The organism is Chryseobacterium populi (genome assembly GCF_000282115.1).
GTDB classification, from domain to species: Bacteria; Bacteroidota; Bacteroidia; order Flavobacteriales; family Weeksellaceae; genus Chryseobacterium; species Chryseobacterium populi.
This window is the reverse complement of sequence record NZ_AKJY01000053.1, coordinates 17,811-40,299: the sequence shown is the minus strand read 5'-3', so window position 1 is coordinate 40,299 and position 22,489 is coordinate 17,811. Positions and strand designations below refer to the sequence as shown.

The window sequence follows — 22,489 nt, the reverse complement described above, 5'->3', positions numbered from 1 at the left end:
CTCCCCGGCAGCCATAGACATTGCTCCGGCAATCATCCCCGCTAAAGCTGCAAGCACAATAGTATTGCGATCCGGTTGTGCGGCCGCAACACCAATGACAATACTTGTAGTAGACAACAAACCGTCATTAGCACCTAAAACGGCTGCACGAAGCCAGCCAATTCTATTTACATAATGTTTTTCTAATTGGTGATGCATATTAAAAATTTAAAACAAGCCCAGCTCCAAAATTTTTAGGTTCAAGAACGGGATATATTAAAGTTATATTTTTTGATTCTTTCTTATTAAACAGCTTATTTACAGTCGGAAATAACCAGTAAGCCAATTCTGTACTTAAAATACCAAATGCTGCTCCTGCCACTACATCTCCTACCCAGTGTTTATCATTTAATGTCCTGTAAATCCCCGTAAAAATAGCAACGGGATACCCGGTAATTGCCAGCCAAAAATGTTCATCCTTATATTCTCTGAATAAAAATTGTGCAGAGGAAAAAGCTGCCGCTGTATGACCGGAAGGAAAGGAAAGATGATTAGACATGTCAGGCCGCTCTTCTTTTACCACATGTTTTAAAGGGAGCACAAAAGCAGCAGAAATAAGCTGAGATGTACCATAAATAATGGTTCTCTCTTTAAGATTGTGCTTTCCTTTAATTCCTGCAAGATTATATCCATACACCATTACTACCGGTAAATATTGCGTATAATTATCCAGCTTGATATGTTTGGGTTGATGTTCACCGATTTCATACTGAGTAAATCTATTCAGGTTTTTAAGGTCATCGGAACTTAAACTCACAATACCATAGGCAATAAAAACAGTTGGGATAATGAGTTTTTTATAAGTGGGCTGATAAACCTTGTCATCATACTTACCGAAATTCGAATTTTTTAGTTTAACTGAATCATATATAACCTGTCCGAAACAAATGTCTGAACAGGTTAAAGTAATCAGGATCATGGTTAGTAATCTCATAATCTATCATTTAAATCTTAAATTTAGTGAAATGATATCAGATTTCATCCCTATAGATTTGGTATAATGACCGTATCTGATTTCCAACATATTCAGTCTTTCGATACCAAATAAACCATTTTTAGGACTGAATCGGATTCCTGCTCCATAAAAATGGCTGTCGAATTTTGAAAGATCATAATTGCTTGTATAAAAATCATCAAATGCCGTATGCAGTTGATAAGGCGCAAAATATTTAGCTGCAGTCTGAGAATAATATCTGTAAAAAGGACTCACCGAAACAAAAGGTGAGATCTTCAAGGGGGTTTCCAGGCTAATTGTATTTGATTTTAGTCCCCAATCGTCGGTATAATAACGATAATAGGCTCTTAGAATCACTTTATCCCCAAGGAAGTAATTTGCTCTTACTCCTAAAGGAATTTTGAACCGTTTATCGGGCAAAGCTTCCTGATGAACTGAGCTATCATTGAAATAAACTCTGTGGAAAGGCAAACTTAAATATCCTGTCTGCTGAACGCCGTCCGCCAAAAATTCAACCTGAAAGTTCTGATTGATGATTTGCGAATAAGAAAGCGACAGTGCATAAGTATTTCTTCCGCTTGTGCCGTAGTTCTCGTGTTCACCTCCTGTGCTTCCGTTTGTTCTGAGCTCAATCGGGGCAATCAGTTTTACCTGATCCAGATAAGCCTGGAATTTTGCGGTAAACTCTCCCATTTTATTCTTGGTTTTTTGTGAAAACCCGATGTTTGCACCGTAAGATGCATAATCAAATTCAAAAGAGGTAGAAACACCTGCCATTAAAGTCGTTCCTTTTTCGGTATTCTCACGGCTCCAGCTTAATGCAGGATAAATTCTGTTGTCTGCGTGAGAAGCGGATGAATTGGCTTTCAGGTCTATCATATCGGAAGATGCCGATGTGTAATGATCGATTCCGACACTGAACCCTAATTTATTTTTCCGGTCTTTTTTATCATATTTTACCATTGTTACATCAATCGTATTGGAAATATCTGTAAGCTTCTCTGTTCCGATTCCTCCTGTGACCGCCGAATTGTTTCCATCCTGTTTGTAATAGCTGGAAACCAAATTGGCTTCATCAAGAGTTAGTTTTTTCGGTTGCTCGTTGCTAGCATTTTCCTGCGCTTTTGCATTGAAAATTCCGAAAAGAGCGAAGATACTTATTATCAATTTTTTCATTTTAAATCACAATTAAATTTTACAATTACTCTCTTAATTACATCCGCAACCGCCTCCCACTTTTCCGGCATTGGCTCCTGAAGAACCTTCCCTGTAGGATTGGAAGCTCAGTTCGGTTTTTTCGATCGTTCTGTTTCCAAGAACCATTTCTGCATCGTTCAGTTTGTTTTTTTCATATTCTTTTACAGTGGTGCAGGATTGCAGGGAAACAATTGTGATTAGCAGGGAAATTCCTGCTGTTATTTTTATGAAATTTTTCATTTTGATTTCTTTTTTTGATGAAATTATTCTGTCATTCCGGGATAGGTGGAGTCTCGGCTATGAGTTGAGATTCTTCATTCCATTATATTGACAGAAACATTTCATTTTAAATTAATGTTTTGAGATGAATAAATTCTGTCCTGATCATCGATGATGATGCATTCCAGATGATTGATCTGATTCACCATATTGAGGGCAGAATCAATCCCCATAATGCTTACCGGAGTTGCCATGGCATCGGCAATCTCAGCATTTGGACAAAAGATCGTAACACTTTTTACACCAGAAACAGGCATTCCCGTTTTCGGATTGATGGTATGAGAATATTTTTTGCCGCCTATGACGACAAATTTTTCATAATTTCCGGAAGTTGCAATGGCCATATCTGTGATGTTCATGTAAGAGAATGGTTGTTTTACATTATTGGGATCAGCAATTCCAACAGTCCATGGTTTTCCGTCTGCCTGATTTCCCCAAGTCGTCAAATCACCAGAAGCGTTTACAATTCCCGATAAAACACCTCTTTTCTGAAGAAGTTTTTTTGCCTTTTCCGCGGCATAGCCCTTTCCGATTCCTCCGAAACCAATTCGCATTCCTTTTTCTTTAAGGAAAATGGTTTGGTTTTCGCGGTCAAGAATAATGTTCTGATAATTAACCAGTTTCAGATGGTCTTTAATCAGTTCAGGATTGGGAAGCTCTTTCATTTCCCTGTCGAAATTCCAGAAACTTTTATCGATTCCACCATAGGAAATATCAAAATATCCGTCCGTTATTCTGCTGATTGTTAGACTTCTTTCAATGAGATCAAAAATTTCCCAATCTACTTTTACAGGCTTGATTCCTGCATTTCTGTTGATGAGATTGGTTTGGCTTTCCTCACTGAATGTCGTCAGAAGCTTTTCAATTCTCCTGATTTCGTCAATTGCTGCATCAATATGCTGATTCGCAGAATTTTTATCATCGCTTACAGCGGTAATTTCAAAAGCGTTCCCCATTAATTTTTGAGGTCTTTTGAATTCTCTTAACATACCTTTTATTTTTGATTTTCTTTGATACTTCTTATCTCTTTACTGAAAGCCAATGCATTTTCCGAAGGAAGACCTTCCCAGCTTTTCAGTATTTTTCCTTCAGAATTCAATAAAAGGGTGTAAGGAAACAGGCCTTTTGAATTATAATGATCCGCAAGTAAAGCGTTTTCTTTTTTCAGTTCGGGAGAAAGCTGATTTTTCTTATTTCGTGGAAAATCTGCATTGATGTAGACAATCACCTTTTCGGTTTCCAGCTTTTTGAAATCTTCTGTTTCGATAATGTTTTTATGAAGTTTAATACATGGAATGCACCAGTCTGAACCGGAAAAATTAAGTAAAATAAGTTCTTTATTTTCTGTAGCTTCTTTTTTTGCGATTTCTAATCTGTTTTGTGCATGGAAACCAACAGCAAATACAACCATTAATAAGGCTGAGATTATTGTTTTCATTACTTAGAATTTATAATGATTTTGTTTTTAAGAATATACGATAAGTTGGTTTATACTTAAACCAAATAATTAAAATGAATTATGAAAATGCATATCTGGGCGGTTCCCACACGGAGTTTAAAAATCCTTTACAATAAAAATCTTCGTCATAAAACGGTATTTTATGAGATTTTATATGTTGAAATAAGTCGTTTCTGGTTTCCAGACTGAATCCCTGATTGATTGTAAAAACCAAAGTAAGAGGTATAGAATGAATGATAAAAGGTAACCTTTGATCCTTACCATAATCACCATCTTTAACCGGATGATCGTAATGCGTTTTCAAGAATGCTGTAAGCGACATTTCCGGATTTAAAGCTTTGTGTTCACAATAATGTTCAATAAGTTCCGGGACTTTCAAAAGCTGATACAGTTCGGTTGTAGAAACCAAATACAGTGACAACAATAATATGGAAATCAGCTTTTTCACTAATCAAAATTATGAAATGTTTATTTAAGAATGATTTTAAATTAAATGTAATTAACTATTTAATCCCATTCCTTATTTCATTCACCCATTTTTCTATTTCAGATTGATCAGTCAGCGAAAGTTTTGCTTTCTGATGAATAACTGTGTAAGAAGTAAGCGGCATTTCGCCCTCTTTTACCGTTTCTACGATTTCATTTAGTTTCTTAAGCTTTTTTTCACGGCTGTAAGTATTAAATTCATCAAAATTCAAATGTCTTTTACCCGAATTGACATGATCCGACAGCCACCATTTCACTGGTTGCATATTGCTGTACCAAGGATAAAAAGTATTGTTGGAATGGCAGTCGTAGCAACTGGTTTTCAAAATAGACTGAACGTTTTTCGGTATTGCATAAAAATTTCCGATGGCATTGGCAGATTGGTTCGGACTGATATTTTTTTTTACATCAATGAACTGAATACCGATAAACAGTACCAACAATACAGTTAAAATATTCTTTATTGAGAAAAATGATTTATTCATTATTTTAGGTTTTTGAATTTATTTTTTTAATTATTTAAAGCGGAATTATTCCTCTTCACTTGCCGTATTTTTAAGCTTCATCAAAAGCGTGTACGCATTTTTGGTGACGATTTTTCTGTTCTTAAAATCTTCAAAGTTTTTAATTTGAATGAAACCGTTTTCAGCTTCTCCCAACATTACCGGAATCAGTTTATAGGTTTGTCTTTTTTCCTGAACAAAAACATAATCTTTACCTTCAAAATTGACGGTACTTTCCTCTGGAAGTGCATTGGAAAATGATGTTTGAGTCTCGATCTCAGCATTCATATACATTCCGGGAGTCAGGCTATGGTCATACTGCTCAAAATGGCAATGTACATCTGCCGTTCCGTCCGCATTGATATCTTTGCTGATCAGAATAATTTCTCCATCATATTTTTTCTCTGGCTGTGTATTGGTATAGGCTGTAAATCTTTGTCCGATTTTCAACATTCCGAGATCTTTTTCATACACTTTAAGATTCAGATGAATGTCATTGGGGTTGATAAGTTCAAATAAAACATCAGACGGATTGACAAACTTGCCTATATTCACATTAACTTTGCTCACAAAACCATTGATTGTACTGTACACCGGAACGCTTTTCCTAATGTTTCCCGAAGTTAAACTTCCCGGATTGATATTAACGAGCTGAAGCTGTTCTGCCAAAGTATTCATCATAATTCTCTGGCTGTTCATCTCAGACTGCGCCTGCTGCATTACTTTATCACTGCTTGCCTGACTCTGGTTCAGTTTTTTTTGTCTGTTATAATCCAGCTCTGCAAAATGAAGTTTTGATTTTGCCATCAGATAATCCTGCTGAAGCTGTATAAACTGAGGATTTTCGATTACGGCAATCACCTGTCCTTTATTCACCCGCATTCCAGGAAGCAACGTCGTATTTTTAAGATAACCGCCCAATGGAACACTTACCGAAACCAAATTCTGAGGCGGAACATCTATTTTTCCATTGATTTTAAGTACCGTAGAAATATTTTTCACAGAAAGTGACTCTGTTTCTATAGGTGTATTTTTAAGCTGAGCATCACTAAGTACAACGAGACTTTCATCTTTAGGAATCGTTGGTTTTATAACAGCTTCTTCTTTCTTATTGCACTGAACCGAAAAAAAGAGGGTAAGCATTAATACAATCGAATATTGATTTTGAATTGATTTTGACATAATTTATTGATTTAAAGTAATATATTCCAGTTCAACAATACTTTCATTAAGATTCCAAACGGCATCGGTGTAATTATTTTTGATACTGATCGCCTGATTGGCAAGCATTACAAATTCCAGATAATTGATTTCTCCGTTGATGAACTGTTTTTGAGCAGTTTCAAGAATAGTATTGGCATTTTTCAGTTCATATTTCTCGTACTGAGAAACAATTTCCAAATTTTTCTGCTGAATCTCCGAGAGTTTTTTATACTGATTATTTAATGTAAACTGAGCATTTTGCCAATCATTTTGACTGACCGATTCAGCAATTTTCGAAGATTCAATTCTTGCTTTCTGGCTTCCCGAAAATATAGGAACAGAAACTCCCAGCTGAAAAGAATGAAACTGTGGCGAAGAATTGTAAATTTTATCATCTGCTCCCATTCCACGGAAACTATTGAGATTGTAGGCGAACTGTAAACCCGGTAGTAATTTGGATTTCTCCCAAGCGGTTTGCTGTGCTGCAATATTTTTTTGCTGTTCTAATATTTTTAACGATGGATTACCGGAAACATCATTTTGTAAACCAGAAAGAGACAAAATACGTTCTCCACCTGGAATCAATTCCGTTTCTGAATTCAGAAGCCATTGTAACTGCAGCTGCAAAGTTCTGAGTTCCTGCTGCACCTGTTTAATCTGGATTTCAATAGCTGATTTTTGGTTGGCAGCAGTCGCTTTCTCCAAAATATTACTCTCACCGCTTTTTAATCTTAAAGTTGCCTTATCCAGAAATTGAGAATAAAAATCTAAAGATTCATTCAGTATTCTTTCCTTTTCCTGCCAATATAAGATATTGTAGAACGTAAGCGTAACACCTTTTTTCAGTTGATATTCTTTTAATGAAATATTAAGCTCACTTTTTTTCCATTCTTCGGTGTACAGATTTTTTTGTCTTTTGTATACGGTAGGAAATGTAATGCTCTGGGAAATTCCGAATTTCATATCACGGTAAGCACTGTTGATTTGTCCATAATCCGCAGAAATTCCTGTCTGAGGGATGTCTAAAGAAGTTTTTATGAGTGCTTTTGCATATTCTGATTTTAATTTCTCATTTTTAAGACCTCTGTTGTTTTTTAAAGCGATGTCAACCGCTTCATTTAAGGTGATTTTGGCTTGAGAGTTCATAACACTTCCTGTTAATACAAAAAAGATGATAAGAGCAGGTGTTACTATATTTTTTCGTATGTTTTTCATTTTAAATCCTTTTTCTATCGTTACGTAAAGCAATGGAAGCACAAAAAGCGTGAGTAATGTGGCAATCAAAAGTCCACCTATCACCACGGTTGCCAATGGTCTTTGGACTTCTGCTCCAGCACCGTTACTTAGAGCCATCGGAATAAATCCCAATGAAGCCACAAAAGCAGTCATCAACACAGGTCTTAACCTTGCTTCTCCTCCGTCTACAACGATTCTTACTATATTTTTAATTCCGCTTTTATACAGTCTGTTGAATTCCGAAATCAGGACAATGCCATTGAGAACCGCCACTCCGAAAAGAGCAATAAACCCTACCCCTGCACTAATACTGAAAGGCATTCCTCTTGCTGCCAGTAAGAACACGCCTCCAATAATAGAAAGTGGAATCGCCGTATAAATCAAAAGACTTTCTTTAACAGAATTAAAAGCAAGAAACAATAGCACGAAAATTAAAATCAAAGCAATCGGTACTGCAATCATCAGCCTGCTTTTGGCATTTTTAAGGTTTTCAAAAGAACCTCCGTACGTGACGTAATATCCCGGAGGAAGCTTCAGCTGTTGGTCTACCTTAGTCTGAAGTTCTTCTACAATTCCCTGAACATCTCGGTTTTTGATATTGAAACCGACCACAATTCTCCGCTGTCCGTTCTCACGTTGGATTTGGTTAGGACCATCTTTGATGTCGATATTGGCAAGCTGCGAAAGCGGAATCTGATTACCTGATGGCGTGGGAACCAGTAAATTCTTTACATCATCCAGATTCTTACGGTCATTACTATTTAATCTTACCACCATATCAAAGCGTTTTTCACCCTCGAAAACCAAACCTGTACTTTGTCCTGCAAAAGCAGTATTGATCACCCTGTTGATATCTCCAATCGACAAATGATATTGCGCTATAACCGGTCTGTTGTACTGGATAATCACCTGCGAAAGACCTGAAACAGGCTCTATATATAAGTTTTGAGTTCCCTTTACTGTATTGATTATTTTCCCAAGCTGATTGGCATTTGTAACCAGAGTTTCCAGATTTTCTCCGAATATTTTCAAAACAACATCTTGTCTTGCGCCGGTCATCAATTCATTAAAACGCATCTGAACGGGATACTGAAAACCAACGGTAATTCCAGGAACATCTTCCAAAGCTTTGCTCATTTTATCAGATAGCTCCGGAAAGCTTTTGGCAGAAGTCCATTCGCTTTTATCTTTCAGAATCACCATCATATCAGAAGCATCCATCGGCATCGGGTCGGTGGGAACTTCTCCGCTTCCTATTTTAGTGACTACTTTCTGAACTTCCGGAAAGCGCGTTTTCAAAATATGGGCCGCTTTTTGTGTACTTTCAATAGTGGTTTTGATATTACTTCCTGACAAAACCCTAGTATCAACAGCAAAATCACCTTCCTCCAAGGATGGAATAAATTCACCGCCCATTCTGCTCAGAACCACAACGGCAAGAATAAAAAGAACTATGACAATACTAAAAATGGTTATTGGAACTCTTAAAACTTTTAATAAGGTTTTACGGTAAAGAGTTTCAACCTTCGCCATCAAACGGTCTGAAAAGTTCATTTTGTGGCCTATTTTTTTGCTTAAAATAATAGAACTCATCATCGGAATATAGGTAAGTGAAAGCAGAAATGCCCCCAATAAAGCAAAGGCAACGGTTTGCGCCATCGGTTTGAACATTTTTCCTTCAATCCCTTGTAATGTTAAAATAGGCAGATACACGATAAGAATAATAATCTGCCCAAAAACTGCACTGTTCATCATTTTTCCAGCAGAATCTATGACAATGGTATCCATTTCCTGCTTCGAAATAGAAATTGTTTTCCGGAATTTGGCATTATGGGTAAACTGATGCATAACCGATTCTACAATAATAACAGCCCCGTCTATAATCAAACCGAAATCGAGTGCACCAAGGCTCATCAGATTACCGCTTACCCCAAAGAGATTCATCGTACAAATGGCAAAAAGCATTGCCAGAGGAATAACTGAAGCTACCAATAGACCCGCACGGAAGTTTCCAAGAAACAAAACCAGCACAAAAACAACGATCAATGCGCCTTCCATCAGATTTTTTTCAACAGTACCAATGGCATTGTTTACCATTTTGGTTCTGTCCAAGAATGGCTCAATCACAACTCCTTCGGGCAAAGTTTTCTGGATCTGCAAAATCTTAGCTTTTACATTTTTAATAACCTCACTGCTATTTTCGCCTTTGAGCATCATCACAATAGCACCAGAAACTTCACCATTATCATTATAGGTCATTGCTCCGAATCTTGTAGCATAACCATACCTCACCTCTGCAATGTCTCTTATAAATAAAGGGACACCATTATTCTTGGTGGAGATAGAAATATTCTTGATATCATCAAGATTTCCAACTAGTCCTTCGCTTCGTATGTATAGAACGGTAGGTCCTTTTTCGATATAAGAACCACCTGTATTCTGATTATTGGTTTTTAATGCATCGAATACATCTGTAATGGTAATTCCGTAAGCATTAAGTTTGTCCGGATTTACAGAAATCTCATATTGTTTCAGTTTCCCACCAAAACTGCTGACTTCCGCAACCCCCTTTACACCCAGCAATTGTCTTCTGACAATCCAGTCCTGCAGGGTACGGAGTTCCGTAATATCATATTTACTTTCGTATCCTTTTTTGGGACGGACAACATATTGATAAATTTCACCCAGTCCTGTTGAAATAGGTCCCAGCGTAGGGGTTCCTATATCCGGAGGGATCTGGTTCTGCACCTGCTGCAGCCTTTCTGCAACCTGCTGCCTCGCCCAATAAATATCTATATCATCATCAAATACGATGGTGACCAGTGAAAGGCCAAACCGCGAGAAACTGCGGATTTCTTTTAACCCTGAAATATTACTGTTGGACTGTTCTATGGGAAAAGTAACTAATCTTTCGATATCCGTAGCTCCGAATGAAGGAGCTGTTGTTATCACCTGAACCTGATTATTGGTAATATCAGGGACTGCATCTATCGGTAATTGGGTCACCTGATAGGCCCCAACACCTATCAATCCGAATACCAATAATGCTATAATGAGTTTATTCTTTACAGAAAACCCAATGATTTTTGTAAGCATATTTAATTCTGTTAAATCTTGTTGTAATAAATAGTATTTGTTTCTATTCCTGCCAGGTAAGAGTGTAAACTCCTATTCTTATCAAAGAACAGAAAACACAAGGTGATTGAATCCAGCCCAATCACAGCAGGATAGAGACCAACACCAACGTGTTGAACTTTAAAAACAAACGGAAATGATTAACAGTTTTTAGGAGGCTGCCAGATAGAATGTAAAGCACCTTTATCATAAAAAGGTTCATCATAAGAATAAACTTTCTCGTGATGATCTGTTATGATCTGCTTTTTGACCTCAAATGTGATATTAGGACTTATAGTAAAAACAAGAGCAAGGGGAAAAGAATGAGCGATGAAAGGTAGTTTTTGATCGGTCTGATAATCCGCATCTTTTACAGGATGGTCATAATGCATTTTAAGAAAAGACATAAGAGTAATTTCTGCATTTTGTTCCTTGTGCTCTATAAAATGTTCTATAAGTACGGGAATCTTCAGCAACTGATACAACTCGGTTGTCGAAACCAAATAAAAGGAAAGTAATATTATGGAAATGAACTTTCTCACAATACAAAATTAGATTTTTTTCTTTTTAGAATAATTATAAAATAGTACAATTTTAAGCATTATTTCAGAAAATGAATTCCTTATCTTTTATTAGAATTTTTACCGGTATTTGTAGCTCCGTTTGAATTTTTACCCTTAATGCTTCTTGCGCAGAGGGTTCACCGTGAACAAGCATGATCTGTTGAGGAGAATTTTTAAATTTTCTTATCCATTCCATTAATTCAGATTGGTCAGCATGTGCTGATAATCCCGTTAATTCAACAACATTTGCGTTTGCAGGATAATATTTTCCGTGAATTTTTAACTCATGAGATTCATTAAGCAATGCTCTTCCACGAGTACCTTCTGCCTGAAAACCAACAATTAATACGGTATTCCGGCTGTTTCCTATATCATGCTTTAAGTACTCAAGAACACGCCCTCCTGTCATCATACCACTGCCGGCAATTATTATTTTACTTTGTTTATTATGAACTATTTCTTCAGTATTCGTATATTCTTTATTGATATTCACCTGTTCAATAATTTCCAGCCATTTTTCTTTATTAACAATTATGTGTTCAGCATATTCAACCATAATATCCGTAGCAGAAGCAGCCATTGGGCTATCCATAATTACAGGAAGATTGTAAGGGATTCTGTTCTGTTCCTTGAGCTGATAAAGAATATAAATAAGCTCCTGTGCCCTGCCTACAGCAAAACTGGGAATAATTATATTACCATGGTTTTTAACAGTGAGATTGATCCAGTGTTCCAATTTATCATATAAATTGGTATTGTCATGAAGTCTGTCTCCGTATGTCGATTCCATCACTATAAAATCCGCTTCGGTGAAAAAATCAGGAGGAGGTAAAATAGTGCTGTGAGTCCGTCCGATATCTCCTGAAAAAATGATCGTTTTCTCAAAACATTTGATCTCCACAGAACAGGCTCCAATAATATGCCCGCAGGGTTTAAACCTGCATTGAATATGATCACTAAGTTTGATCGCGGTGTTTTCACTAACCGTAAAAAATTGTTTAAAAGATCTTTCAGCATCATTTATCGTATACAACGGTTTTGCAGGATTATGTTTGGTATAATGATGAAAATTCGCTTTCTCCGCATCTTCTTCCTGCAGCTTTGCACTATCGAGTAAAATCAATTTTGCTAATTCTTTGGTAGGCTCAGTCATGTAAATTTTACCTTTAAATCCGTTTTTTACAAGAAGAGGAATATAACCGCAATGATCAAGATGAGCATGCGTAAGAATGACAATATCTATTTCAGCAACATCGACATTTAATGATTCCCAGTTTTGTTCACGCAAAGATTTAATGCCCTGAAACAATCCACAATCTACTAATATAGTAAGTTCCGAGGTCTTTAATAAATGCTTGGATCCGGTAACTGTTTCGGCTCCTCCAAGAGATTTTAAAATAATAGTATCCATTTTTTTAGTTTTATAAATCTGTTGCGCAACGGCCTATTCTGGCTCTGATACTTGAATAATCTCCTGAATGCGCAATAGGTTTTTATGAATTAATACTGAAAAATTTTAGCGTATTTTGATCTCTTTTACTTCTTTTTTATCCAGATTAGATTTATTAATGGTAATATTTAATAATCCCCCTTTATAATTGGCTTTTATATGGCCTAAACTAATACTATCCGGTAAACGGAAACTGCGGACAAATGAGGAAGCTGAAAACTCTTTTCTGACATAATTTTCTTTTTCTTCTTTTTTCTCTGCACTGGTTGCAGCACTGATGATCAATGTTTCGTCCTCAACTGCAACTTTGAAGTCCTTTTTCTTAAATCCCGGAGCTGATACTTTAATCTTATAAACACCATTTTTATCAATAATGTTAACTGTTGGCTCCGTTTTAGCCAACTGATCAACAAGATCATCATTCTTCCAAAAATTTTCTACCAGAGATTCTAATGATTGAGATTCATTTGATGGATTGGTTTTTTCCAAAGTTTTCATAACACAATTATTTTAAGGTTTATACTTCAAAGGTATAAGAGAAATAATTTTTAAATTATGACGATCGTTGCGTTTTGAAATGATACTAATCACTTTTTTCCCAGGCATCGAGAATTTTAATTATTGAGGAAATCTTCAATGTTGAATCTGTAATGGTAATGTATTTCAATCCGGCATCCTGAATTATTGATACATCCACAGGAGCCTGTTCCTGGAATCTGAATATAAAATATCTAATCCCAAAGGATATAAGTTTCAAAATAAGACTGTTTGAAACCGGGTTTTCCTGATCAATGATTATGGCAGTATCTTTTGCTTCTGCAAAATGAACGGTAGCTTCACTTAAAGGATCTACTATAATCGTAATTTTATGTTTTTTACGATTAGCCAAAGCCAGAAGCTTTTTATCTTCCTGGCTGATATGATAAACGATGACTTTCATACTGTCTTTTGAATGATCAAATGTATAGATCTCATTATCAATATTCAATGTATAAAATCATTATAAAAAGTGACAGATATTAGTTTTTTAATTTTTGAAGACGTGAAACGTCCAGTATCGTAATCCTGCCTGCATTTCTATCTATTAAATTTTCTTCTTTAAAATCACTGAGAATTCTGCTTACCGTTTCAATAGCCATTCCAGCCATAGAAGCGAGGTTTTCTCTTGAAATTTCAAAATTTTCCGTGTGAGGATGTTTTGTATGAATCTTAAGTAAAACTTCCGCCATTCTTTTTCTCACAGAAAAATAAGCAAGCTGCAATAGCTGCTCTTCGTGGGTAATAACATTCTGGGCAAGAATTTTGATGAATTTTTCCGCTATATCAGGATATTTATACAGTAGTTGATCAATAACTTCTCTGGGAACTGAGCATAAGGTAGCATCCTCCAATACTTCAGCTGTCTCTTTATATTCTTTTCCTGCAAATAATGAAGTGATTCCAAAATATTCTTCCGGACTGTAGACTGCTGTCATGAGTTCTTTTCCGTCTTCTGTCATTTTTGTTGTTTTCACTGAGCCTGATATAATAAGATAAACAGCATTTGCAGTATCACCTTCATAATAGATAATCTGTTTCTTTTTAAAAGATTTGACTTTTCGTTCATCAAAAGCTTTCTTTAATTCATCAAGTCCATGCGCACCGTGAAATAAATTGGTCATTTGACTAAGAATATTGCTATAAAGGCTTTTCTGACGTTCTTTCTTTTTCAATCGGCTTTCAATAGCACTGAGAAGTTCTATATCATCAAATGGCTTAGTAAGGTAGTCATCCGCCCCCATTTCTATTCCTTTTCGGATTTCTATCCGATCCGTTTTTGCCGTTATAAAAATAAAAGGGATAAGCGCAGTATCCTCTCTTTTGCTTAAAAGATGTAAAACCCCATACCCGTCAAGCTCCGGCATCATAATATCACATAATATCACATCCGGTATATGCTTAATAGCCAGATCTACTCCCTGTTTACCATTAGAAGCCTGAAATACTTCATAACTGGCAAGCTGAAGAATCTCCGAAGTGCTTTCGCGGATATCGTCATTATCTTCGATTATCAGTAGGCGTGTCTTTTCCATTGGTACTAAATTGGAGTATTGTTAGCTGAATTTTTATGAAATGATAAGGTAAACTCAGTACCCTTATCTGATGTACTTTCAAAATGAACCCGACCATCCATGAGATTTACATACCGCTGAACAATATTGAGACCTAAACCTGTTCCGGGAATATTTCCTATATTATGTGCCCTGAAAAATGGCTGAAAAAGACCGGATTGGTCTCCTTCGGGTATTCCTATTCCATTATCCTTTACTGAAAACACATACCTATCTTCATTTATTTCTGTAGAGAATTCAATCAACGTATGTTCTCCTGAATATTTTATAGCATTGCTCATTAAGTTCATTAAACAATTTCTTAATAAGTTTTGATCCAAATTGATTTCACTTTCTGATCCTGTGTGCTGGTATATTATAATTTGATCTTCTTTGGTGATAAGCTGCATTTCTTCTGTAAGTTCTTCTGAAAACTTAACAATATCAAATGAATCATAATGGGGTTTTACAATTCCGGTATCCAATTTTTCTAAGGAAAGAAAATCATTGAGGATGGAATTCAAACTGGCAATTGCATTTTTTATCTTATGGAGATGTTTTAATATTTGGATATTGTCTGAAGTTTGAAGATATTTTTCAATAAGTACGGCAGAAAGCTGCATAGAACTTAAAGGGGTTCGAAACTCGTGTGATGCCATTGATACGAACCGGCTTTTCATTTTGTTAAGATCTTTTTCTTTTTCCAGCGATGTATTAGCTTCTTCCTTGGCCACCTCCAATTCATGAAGCATTTTTTTTAGTGATTTTGTACGGTTTTCGACTAATTCTTCCAGCTCACCAGCATACCTTTTAAGAGATTCTTCCGCTTCTTTTTCTTTGGAAAGATCGTGGATAAAACCTGTATAAATCATCCTATGCTGATATTGTACTTCGCTTACAGCAAGCCTAAAAGGAAATTTTGATCCATCTTTCCTTAATCCTCTGACTTCCCTTCCTTTGCCTATTATTTTTTTTTCTCCGGTAGTCTGATAATGAATAAGGTAACCATCATGTCTGCTTTTATTGGGTTCCGGCATTAATACTGAAATATTTTTTCCGATTAATTCTTCCTCTTTGTAGCCAAATATTTTTAGTGCAGAGGGATTCAGGCTTTCTATTTTCCCCCTGTCATCAATGGTTATAATACCGTCAATAGCCGTTTCAATAATGGCTTGCAACAGTTTGGCACTTTCCATAGTTATCGTATTATGCAGACATATAAAGTTATACATTTTAGCATAATGAACATATATGATCTATGAAAATGTTTTCGTATTCAATATTATTTCCATTATAAGCAATTATATGTAATAATTAATTTTAAATATTCAAAAATGAACATGAACATTTTCAGGAATCGTTAATAGGGGAATTTCTAATTCTACAGCCTGTCTTGCGGCATGACTTCCCCAAAATAGTCTTTTGAAGAAACTTTTATCATGATGACCCATCACCAGCATATCGATGTCTTTGTTTTTTAATATTTCCAAACCGTAATCTATATTTTCACTGTATATACAGTTATAGCAAGTTTTACCATTCAGGTTCTTTAGAAACGTCTCTTTTTTATGTTCATAAGTGGCATCCTGGATCACATCATTATTGCTCTGAATAATATGGGTAATCAAAAGCTCAGCATCAAAGTATTTGGCAAATTCAATTAATAATTGAGCAGTTTTTATGTCTTTTTTATTCAGATCTGTAGCGAAGGCAATCTTCTTAAGTCCATTATATTTATGGTTTAATGGAACTAAAAGAAGCGGATATTTTGTGTTTTCAATCATCTGTATACTGTTGCTTCCGAAAATAAAGCGGGTAAGCATTCCTGCTCCCTGCATGCCCATTACGATAAGAAGCGGCTTTTTATTGGCTGCCATATTGTTGATAACATGAACCGCATCGCCTCCCTCACTTTCATAATGTATTGAAGGATGAAATGGAAAAGCTTCATCTCCCCATACAACTTTTTCTCTTTCTTCCAGTGCCTTTGCCAAATTTTTAAGCTCTTTTGTATTTTCTTCATATAAATCTGGATATTCATATACAGACCATACGGTCTGCCCAAGCATTGGACTTTCAATCGGTAAGCCAAAGGCGTGGCATAAATCGATGTTGGCCTTCAGGGCATGGGCCAAATGCAGAGCATAAAAGGCCGCATTTTTCGCAGGCTTTGAGTAGTCAGTGGCGACTAAAATCGTTCTCATAATCTGATTATTTATTTTGGTTAAATTTATTTTCTAATGAATCATCTAAATGGTAAATATCTTTATATAATACAGGCTTTCCATCCGTTATAAGACAGGTCAGATAGGTTATAATGATGGGAACAGGTTGCTTTAGAACAAAATCTTTTCTTTTATACTCTGACATTGCATTTTCCAAAACAGGAATCTTGTTTCCTGAACCATCGTTTTTTAATATGAGAGATGCAAGTTCTTTAGCGTTCTCAACACGAATGCACCCGTGGCTCAAAGCTCTTTCATCTTTATTAAACAATTGTTTCTGAGAAGTATCATGGAGATATATTCCATAAGAGTTTTCAAATCTAAAAACCACCGCTCCCAATGCATTATCACATCCGGATGACTGTCTTATACTATATCGGTAAGGGTTTTGACGGATCTCTTTTAGTTTTGATGAACTTATTTCAACTTGATTCCCGTTTTTATCATAAACCGAATAATGATGGTTCTCTAAATATTGGGGACTTTTTAAGATTTTAGGCAGCATTTCTTTTATGAAAATACTTTGGGGAACTTTCCAGTCAGGCGCTGTTGTAAAATAAGTAATACTGCTGCTCAAAACTGGTGTTTTGGTGGTTGGCTTTCCTATAATTACTTTAAAATCAAACACATCATCTTGATGATAAAGTTTCAATGTATAAGAAGGAATATTTACCAGAATATAGTTCGTCTCTTTGGTATCAATCCATCGTAAGCGCTCCATATTGACGATGATTTTTTCAGCTTCCCTTTCTGGAGCTATACAGTCATTTTCCGTATAGAGAATATTTAAATAGTTCTGGAAGTCTGTGTACGCTTTTATTTTAGGCTGAACCTCAAGGATTGTCTTAAGGAAATCTGTCTGCTGTCTTGCATTCAGCAGTATATCTTCGGATCGAAATCCATTAATATCATTGGAATCAATATATGCCGAGTTGTACGAAGGATTATATTTTCCAAAATGCATATTATTGATGAGTGTTATTAAGGCATCGGTCATCAGAATATCAAATACAGCTTTCTCTTTTTGATTTATTTCGGCAGGGGAATCTCTCAATTTTTTTAATTTCTGAAGAGAAATACTATCCCAATGATAATCAGATAAAGAGAGTCCGAACCGGTAGGAGTATTCCAGCAACAACATTGCTATCTCAGGTTGATCCAACTTCTGCATATCATCTATCCAAGCGTATTCAGATTCATTTTTGGTATAAAACTGAATAACCGATTTCGGGTAATGCAGCGTAGAGAGGTTGACATTGTCTTTAAGAAGTATGGCTATCTCAGTATTCGTTTTTACATTCTGACCAAATACAATAGTACTGCAAACAGTACAGAAAAAAATAATCGCGAAGTTCATAAAAGTTTTCATGAGTAATAATTTAGCAGTGTAAATTTCCAAATTACGGTCTCCCTAAATAATGACTCCGGTCACTAAAAAAAATGATATAACATTATTTAAACCCAAATAAAAAAACAGATTATCAATGTTTTAAACCAACCACCATCATGTTATATAGTGATGGGCATCATATTATTTCCAATGCAGCTTCAAGACCTTTGGAATGAATTAAAATAAACATTATCATGAAAAAATTATACTATCATCAAGTGATTCTTTTTACAGCATTTGTATGTACTGTACTTCTCAATTCCTGCAGCTCTACTCATATAGCAAGCAGTTGGCGGGATCCGGGTAAACAGATCCATGCTACAGATTGGAAAAAAGTACTGGTGATGGCACTATTAAGAAATGAAACCAATCGCCGCAGCGCCGAAGATGAAATGGCGAAATACTTCGATGGAAAAGGCATTACCTCTTACAGTTATCTGGATGAAAATTTTAACAGAAAGGATGAACAGGCTTTACGAAGTAGAATAAAAAAAGACGGTTTTGATGCTGCTATAACAATGCGTTTGATTGATGTGGATAAAGAAAAGGTATATACTCCCCAGCAATATTATATGTACCCTGTGTATTATAATGATTTCATCACCTATTATTACAGAAACTGGATGTATTATAATATTCCCGGCAATTATACCATCACCAAAAAGTTCATTATTGAAACTATAATTTATTCTATTAAAGATGATAAAATAATATGGTCAGGAATTACAGAAACGTATGATCCGAAGGGAGTAAAAAGACTAACGAACGAAATTGCTAAAGCTCTTCGCAATAAAATGCAGCAGGAAGGATTTATTGAAAAATAATCAATACAAAAATAGTAGACCATCATGATCAACGTAAAAAAAGAAGGTATCATCCTAGAAAAAACCAATCTTGGATTTGAAAGTTCCGGAGTTTTAAATCCTGCTGTACTATATGAAAAAGATTTTGTTCATCTATTTTACAGAGCGGTGAGCAAAGACAATTATTCGAGCATTGGTTATTGCCAATTGAAAACACCGCTAACAATTGAAAACCGAATGGAAATCCCGTTTTTGTATCCACAATATAATTATGAAAAGAAAGGGGTGGAAGATCCAAGGATTGTAAAGATCGATGGTTTGTATTATCTCACTTATACGGCTTACGACGGAATTAATGCATTGGGCGCATTAGCTACCTCAGAAGATTTGGTCATCTGGGAAAAAAGAGGATTGATTGTGCCACAGTATTCATATGAGGAGTTTAAACACCTAGCTGAATCCAGAGGTGAATTGAATGAAAAATACTTCCGTTTTAACGGAAAATATATCGTTCCTAAAAAAAAGGGTAAAAAAATACTGATTTGGGACAAAAATGTAATTTTATTTCCAAGGCGTATTCATGGGAAACTTTATTTTTTACATCGAATAAAACCAGACATTCAAATTGTTTCTGTTTATGATTTGAGTGAGCTTACCCATAATTTTTGGGATAACTTTCTCTTAATGTTCAGCGATCACATCCTCATTTCATCAAAATACGACCACGAAGTAAGCTATGTAGGAGGTGGATGTCCTCCCATTGAAACAGAAAAAGGCTGGCTTCTAATCTACCATGGTGTTCACGATACAGTGGATGGTTATGTTTACTGTGCTTGTGCGACATTATTAGATTTAGAAGATCCTACCCGCGAAATAGCCCGTTTACCCTATCCATTGTTTAAACCGGAATACAATTACGAGCTGCATGGTAAAGTTAATAATGTTTGTTTTCCCAGTGGAACGCTGGTTCGAGAGGATACATTATACATCTATTACGGAGCGGCAGATAAGCATATTGCGTGTGCTTCGGTTTGCCTTTCAGAATTACTGAAAGAATTAACAACTTATAAAAACATACCCCATGAATAATAAACTAAATAGGAGAAAAAGACTACTTAAACAGCTCGCTTTAAAACGTGTTTCAGAAAAAACACCTCAATTACTGATGCTCAGCACCTTTCCACCCAGAGAATGCGGCATCGCGACCTATACTCAGGATTTAATACAGGCAATTACCCACAAATTCACAGAATCCTTTGATATTAAAATATGTGCATTGGAATACGGAAAGCATGATTATGATGAGAATGTCAATTATATTTTAGAAACACAAAACCCTCATTCCTATTACAGATTAATCCGGGATATTAATACCTCAGATCGAATTGAATTAATCGTTCTTCAGCACGAGTTCGGTTTGTTCAGAGGCAATGAAAAAGAATTATTAATACTCCTACAATCTGTTGAGAAAACCTCTGTAGTGGTATTCCACACCGTTTTACCGAAACCGGACAGGGAAACACAACAATATATTCAGAGTATCGCTGAAATTACAAATATGCTAGTCGTAATGACTCAGTCTGCTAAAAAAATATTAGAGGATGATTATCTTATAGCACAGGAAAAAATTACGGTGATTCCCCATGGCACACACTTAGTACAGCACATTGATAAAAAATTTTTAAAAGAAAAATATGGTTACCAGCACAGAAAAATACTTTCAACTTTTGGTTTGCTGAGTTCAGGTAAGGGTATTGAAACAACACTAAAAGCCTTGCCTTCCATTATTAAGCAACATCCTGAAACATTATTTTTAATTATAGGAAAAACCCACCCGTGTGTTATACAACAGGATGGTGAAAAATACAGACAAAGTTTAGAATTACTAATCGAAAAATTAGATTTATCGGGGAATGTAGATTTTGTTAATGATTATTTACCTCTTGACTTATTATTGGAATACTTGCAATTAACAGACATTTACCTGTTTACCTCCAAAGATCCCAACCAGGCAGTAAGCGGTACTTTTTCCTATGCTATCAGCTGTGGCTGCCCTATTGTTTCTACTCCTATTCCACATGCTCTGGAAATATTGGAAAAAGGAGCGGGCATCATTATAGATTTTAATGATGCACCGCAACTCGCTAAACAGGTAATTAATTTACTGGACGACAAATCAATGAGAAATCAAATGACATTAAACGGTTTACATCAGATGATTCCGACTGCATGGGAAAATTCTGCCATAGCCCATGTTAAGTTGTTTAGAAGTCTTTTAAATTCCGGTTCATCTATTTCGTATAAAATCCCAAAGATCAACCTTAATCATTTGAAAAAAATGACCACTGATTTTGGAATCCTTCAGTTTTCAATTATAAATCACCCTGACAAAGATTCGGGATATACCCTGGATGATAATGCCAGAGCGTTGATAGCGATGTGCCAATTCTACAGAATCTATAAAAGAAAAAATGATTTAAATTACATCAATATCTACTTTTATTTCATACTATTTAGTTTCCAAGACGAAGGCTACTTTTTCAATTATGTTGATATACAAAAACAATTTACAGAACAAAACAGCACCTGTAATCTTGAAGATGCTTTTGGCAGAGCAATATGGGCATTGGGATACTTGATTTCGATGCAGGATATCATCCCTTCAGAACTAATTGTCAAGGCAAAGAAACTTTTTAATAAAGCTATTTTGCAAGCCGAATCTATCCATTCAACCAGGGCAATGGCATTTATCATTAAGGGAATGTATTTTGCGAATACTAAAAATGGTAATCCGTTAAATATTCGACTTATAGAACAACTTGCCGACCGTTTAGTTCAAATGTATAAACATGAAACTGATAACGAGTGGCAATGGTATGAAAGCTATCTCACGTATGCCAATAGTGTGCTTCCGGAAGCAATACTTTTTGCATGGTTAACAATCCGTAAACCAATATATCAATCAATTGCTTTGGATTCTTTTGACTTTCTGCTGTCAAAAATATTTTCTCAGGATGCAATTAAAGTAATCTCTAATAAAGGCTGGATGCATAATGGTCAGGAAATTAATCCAGCCCATACGGGTGGAGAGCAGCCCATTGATGTATCCTATACCATTATAGCACTAAACGAATTTTACAATAATTTCAGAATTGAAGATTATAAATACAAAATATTTACTGCTTTTGATTGGTTTTTAGGAAATAACCATTTAAACCAAATAATATACAATCCCTGTACCGGAGGATGCTATGACGGTGTGGAAGACAGCTATATCAATCTGAATCAGGGAGCTGAATCTACCATTAGTTACTTAATGGCAAGGCTGACCATAGAAAAACATATTGTATCAGCAGAAAAATCAGGACAAAACACACAAGATAAAAAAATACATTTCTTAAAACCAATCTGAAATGATAGAGCTTTCTATGCTCTTACTAAGGAATCAATAACTTGAATTTCAAATCAACTACAATAAATTTTCAATTAACAATCTT

The 22,489-nt window shown here is 35.6% G+C and carries 21 protein-coding genes; 3 read left to right on the top strand and 18 right to left on the bottom strand.

Features of this window, described 5'->3' with window-relative positions:
- From PMI13_RS13480 to PMI13_RS13395, 18 genes are all read right to left on the bottom strand, one after another.
- Nucleotides 1-198 (bottom strand): VIT1/CCC1 transporter family protein (locus tag PMI13_RS13480; RefSeq protein WP_007844660.1); only part of this gene is annotated, 198 nt, incomplete at its 3' end.
- Nucleotide 199: 1 nt separating this feature from the next.
- The gene (locus PMI13_RS13475; RefSeq protein ID WP_007844658.1) at nucleotides 200-973 is read right to left on the bottom strand and encodes a phosphatase PAP2 family protein; all 774 of its coding nucleotides are present in this window, start codon (nucleotides 971-973) and stop codon (nucleotides 200-202) included.
- Nucleotides 974-979: 6 nt separating this feature from the next.
- A complete protein-coding gene (locus tag PMI13_RS13470) occupies nucleotides 980-2,170 on the bottom strand; it encodes a DUF3570 domain-containing protein (protein WP_007844656.1) in 1,191 nt (396 codons plus the stop codon).
- A gap of 33 nt (nucleotides 2,171-2,203) precedes the next feature.
- A complete protein-coding gene (locus tag PMI13_RS13465) occupies nucleotides 2,204-2,431 on the bottom strand; it encodes a DUF4266 domain-containing protein (protein WP_007844654.1) in 228 nt (75 codons plus the stop codon).
- A 101-nt stretch (nucleotides 2,432-2,532) separates the two neighbouring features.
- Nucleotides 2,533-3,459, bottom strand: coding sequence for an FAD:protein FMN transferase (locus PMI13_RS13460; protein WP_007844640.1), 927 nt, complete (start codon nucleotides 3,457-3,459; stop codon nucleotides 2,533-2,535).
- Between the two features lie 5 nt (nucleotides 3,460-3,464).
- On the bottom strand, nucleotides 3,465-3,908 hold the full coding sequence (locus PMI13_RS13455; RefSeq protein ID WP_007844638.1) for a thioredoxin family protein: 444 nt from the start codon (nucleotides 3,906-3,908) through the stop codon (nucleotides 3,465-3,467).
- Between the two features lie 79 nt (nucleotides 3,909-3,987).
- A complete protein-coding gene (locus tag PMI13_RS13450; protein ID WP_007844636.1) occupies nucleotides 3,988-4,377 on the bottom strand; it encodes a hypothetical protein in 390 nt (129 codons plus the stop codon).
- A 55-nt stretch (nucleotides 4,378-4,432) separates the two neighbouring features.
- Nucleotides 4,433-4,900, bottom strand: a complete 468-nt coding sequence (locus tag PMI13_RS13445) for a heme-binding domain-containing protein (RefSeq protein ID WP_007844634.1) — start codon at nucleotides 4,898-4,900, stop codon at nucleotides 4,433-4,435.
- 45 nt (nucleotides 4,901-4,945) lie between these two features.
- Nucleotides 4,946-6,100, bottom strand: coding sequence for an efflux RND transporter periplasmic adaptor subunit (locus tag PMI13_RS13440; protein ID WP_007844632.1), 1,155 nt, complete (start codon nucleotides 6,098-6,100; stop codon nucleotides 4,946-4,948).
- Between the two features lie 3 nt (nucleotides 6,101-6,103).
- The gene (locus PMI13_RS13435; RefSeq protein ID WP_007844627.1) at nucleotides 6,104-10,453 is read right to left on the bottom strand and encodes a CusA/CzcA family heavy metal efflux RND transporter; all 4,350 of its coding nucleotides are present in this window, start codon (nucleotides 10,451-10,453) and stop codon (nucleotides 6,104-6,106) included.
- Nucleotides 10,454-10,632: 179 nt separating this feature from the next.
- Nucleotides 10,633-11,013: a hypothetical protein gene (locus PMI13_RS13430; RefSeq protein WP_007844625.1), complete on the bottom strand. Its 381-nt coding sequence runs from the start codon at nucleotides 11,011-11,013 to the stop codon at nucleotides 10,633-10,635.
- Between the two features lie 64 nt (nucleotides 11,014-11,077).
- Entirely contained in the window at nucleotides 11,078-12,445 is a 1,368-nt protein-coding gene (locus PMI13_RS13425) for an MBL fold metallo-hydrolase RNA specificity domain-containing protein (RefSeq protein ID WP_007844623.1), read from the bottom strand.
- Between the two features lie 105 nt (nucleotides 12,446-12,550).
- A complete protein-coding gene (locus tag PMI13_RS13420) occupies nucleotides 12,551-12,982 on the bottom strand; it encodes an Hsp20/alpha crystallin family protein (protein ID WP_007844622.1) in 432 nt (143 codons plus the stop codon).
- 85 nt (nucleotides 12,983-13,067) lie between these two features.
- The gene (locus PMI13_RS20695) at nucleotides 13,068-13,424 is read right to left on the bottom strand and encodes a Rossmann-fold NAD(P)-binding domain-containing protein (RefSeq protein ID WP_122637781.1); all 357 of its coding nucleotides are present in this window, start codon (nucleotides 13,422-13,424) and stop codon (nucleotides 13,068-13,070) included.
- Between the two features lie 79 nt (nucleotides 13,425-13,503).
- Complete coding sequence (locus tag PMI13_RS13410; RefSeq protein WP_007844617.1) at nucleotides 13,504-14,556, bottom strand: response regulator; 1,053 nt, start codon at nucleotides 14,554-14,556, stop codon at nucleotides 13,504-13,506.
- 5 nt (nucleotides 14,557-14,561) lie between these two features.
- The gene (locus PMI13_RS13405; RefSeq protein WP_007844612.1) at nucleotides 14,562-15,770 is read right to left on the bottom strand and encodes a PAS domain-containing sensor histidine kinase; all 1,209 of its coding nucleotides are present in this window, start codon (nucleotides 15,768-15,770) and stop codon (nucleotides 14,562-14,564) included.
- A gap of 132 nt (nucleotides 15,771-15,902) precedes the next feature.
- The gene (locus PMI13_RS13400) at nucleotides 15,903-16,778 is read right to left on the bottom strand and encodes a universal stress protein (RefSeq protein ID WP_007844610.1); all 876 of its coding nucleotides are present in this window, start codon (nucleotides 16,776-16,778) and stop codon (nucleotides 15,903-15,905) included.
- 7 nt (nucleotides 16,779-16,785) lie between these two features.
- Nucleotides 16,786-18,168: a L,D-transpeptidase family protein gene (locus PMI13_RS13395; RefSeq protein ID WP_007844608.1), complete on the bottom strand. Its 1,383-nt coding sequence runs from the start codon at nucleotides 18,166-18,168 to the stop codon at nucleotides 16,786-16,788.
- Nucleotides 18,169-18,383: 215 nt separating this feature from the next.
- Here PMI13_RS13395 and PMI13_RS13390 point away from each other — a divergent pair, with 215 nt between their 5' ends.
- From PMI13_RS13390 to PMI13_RS13380, 3 genes are read left to right on the top strand one after another with little or no spacing between them, the layout of a single operon-like run.
- A complete protein-coding gene (locus PMI13_RS13390) occupies nucleotides 18,384-19,013 on the top strand; it encodes a hypothetical protein (RefSeq protein WP_007844606.1) in 630 nt (209 codons plus the stop codon).
- 24 nt (nucleotides 19,014-19,037) lie between these two features.
- Nucleotides 19,038-20,081: a glycoside hydrolase family 130 protein gene (locus PMI13_RS13385; protein ID WP_007844604.1), complete on the top strand. Its 1,044-nt coding sequence runs from the start codon at nucleotides 19,038-19,040 to the stop codon at nucleotides 20,079-20,081.
- Nucleotides 20,074-22,404, top strand: a complete 2,331-nt coding sequence (locus PMI13_RS13380) for a glycosyltransferase (RefSeq protein ID WP_007844603.1) — start codon at nucleotides 20,074-20,076, stop codon at nucleotides 22,402-22,404. The genes PMI13_RS13385 and PMI13_RS13380 overlap by 8 nt, the downstream gene beginning before the upstream one ends.
- The last annotated feature ends 85 nt before the right edge of the window (nucleotides 22,405-22,489 follow it).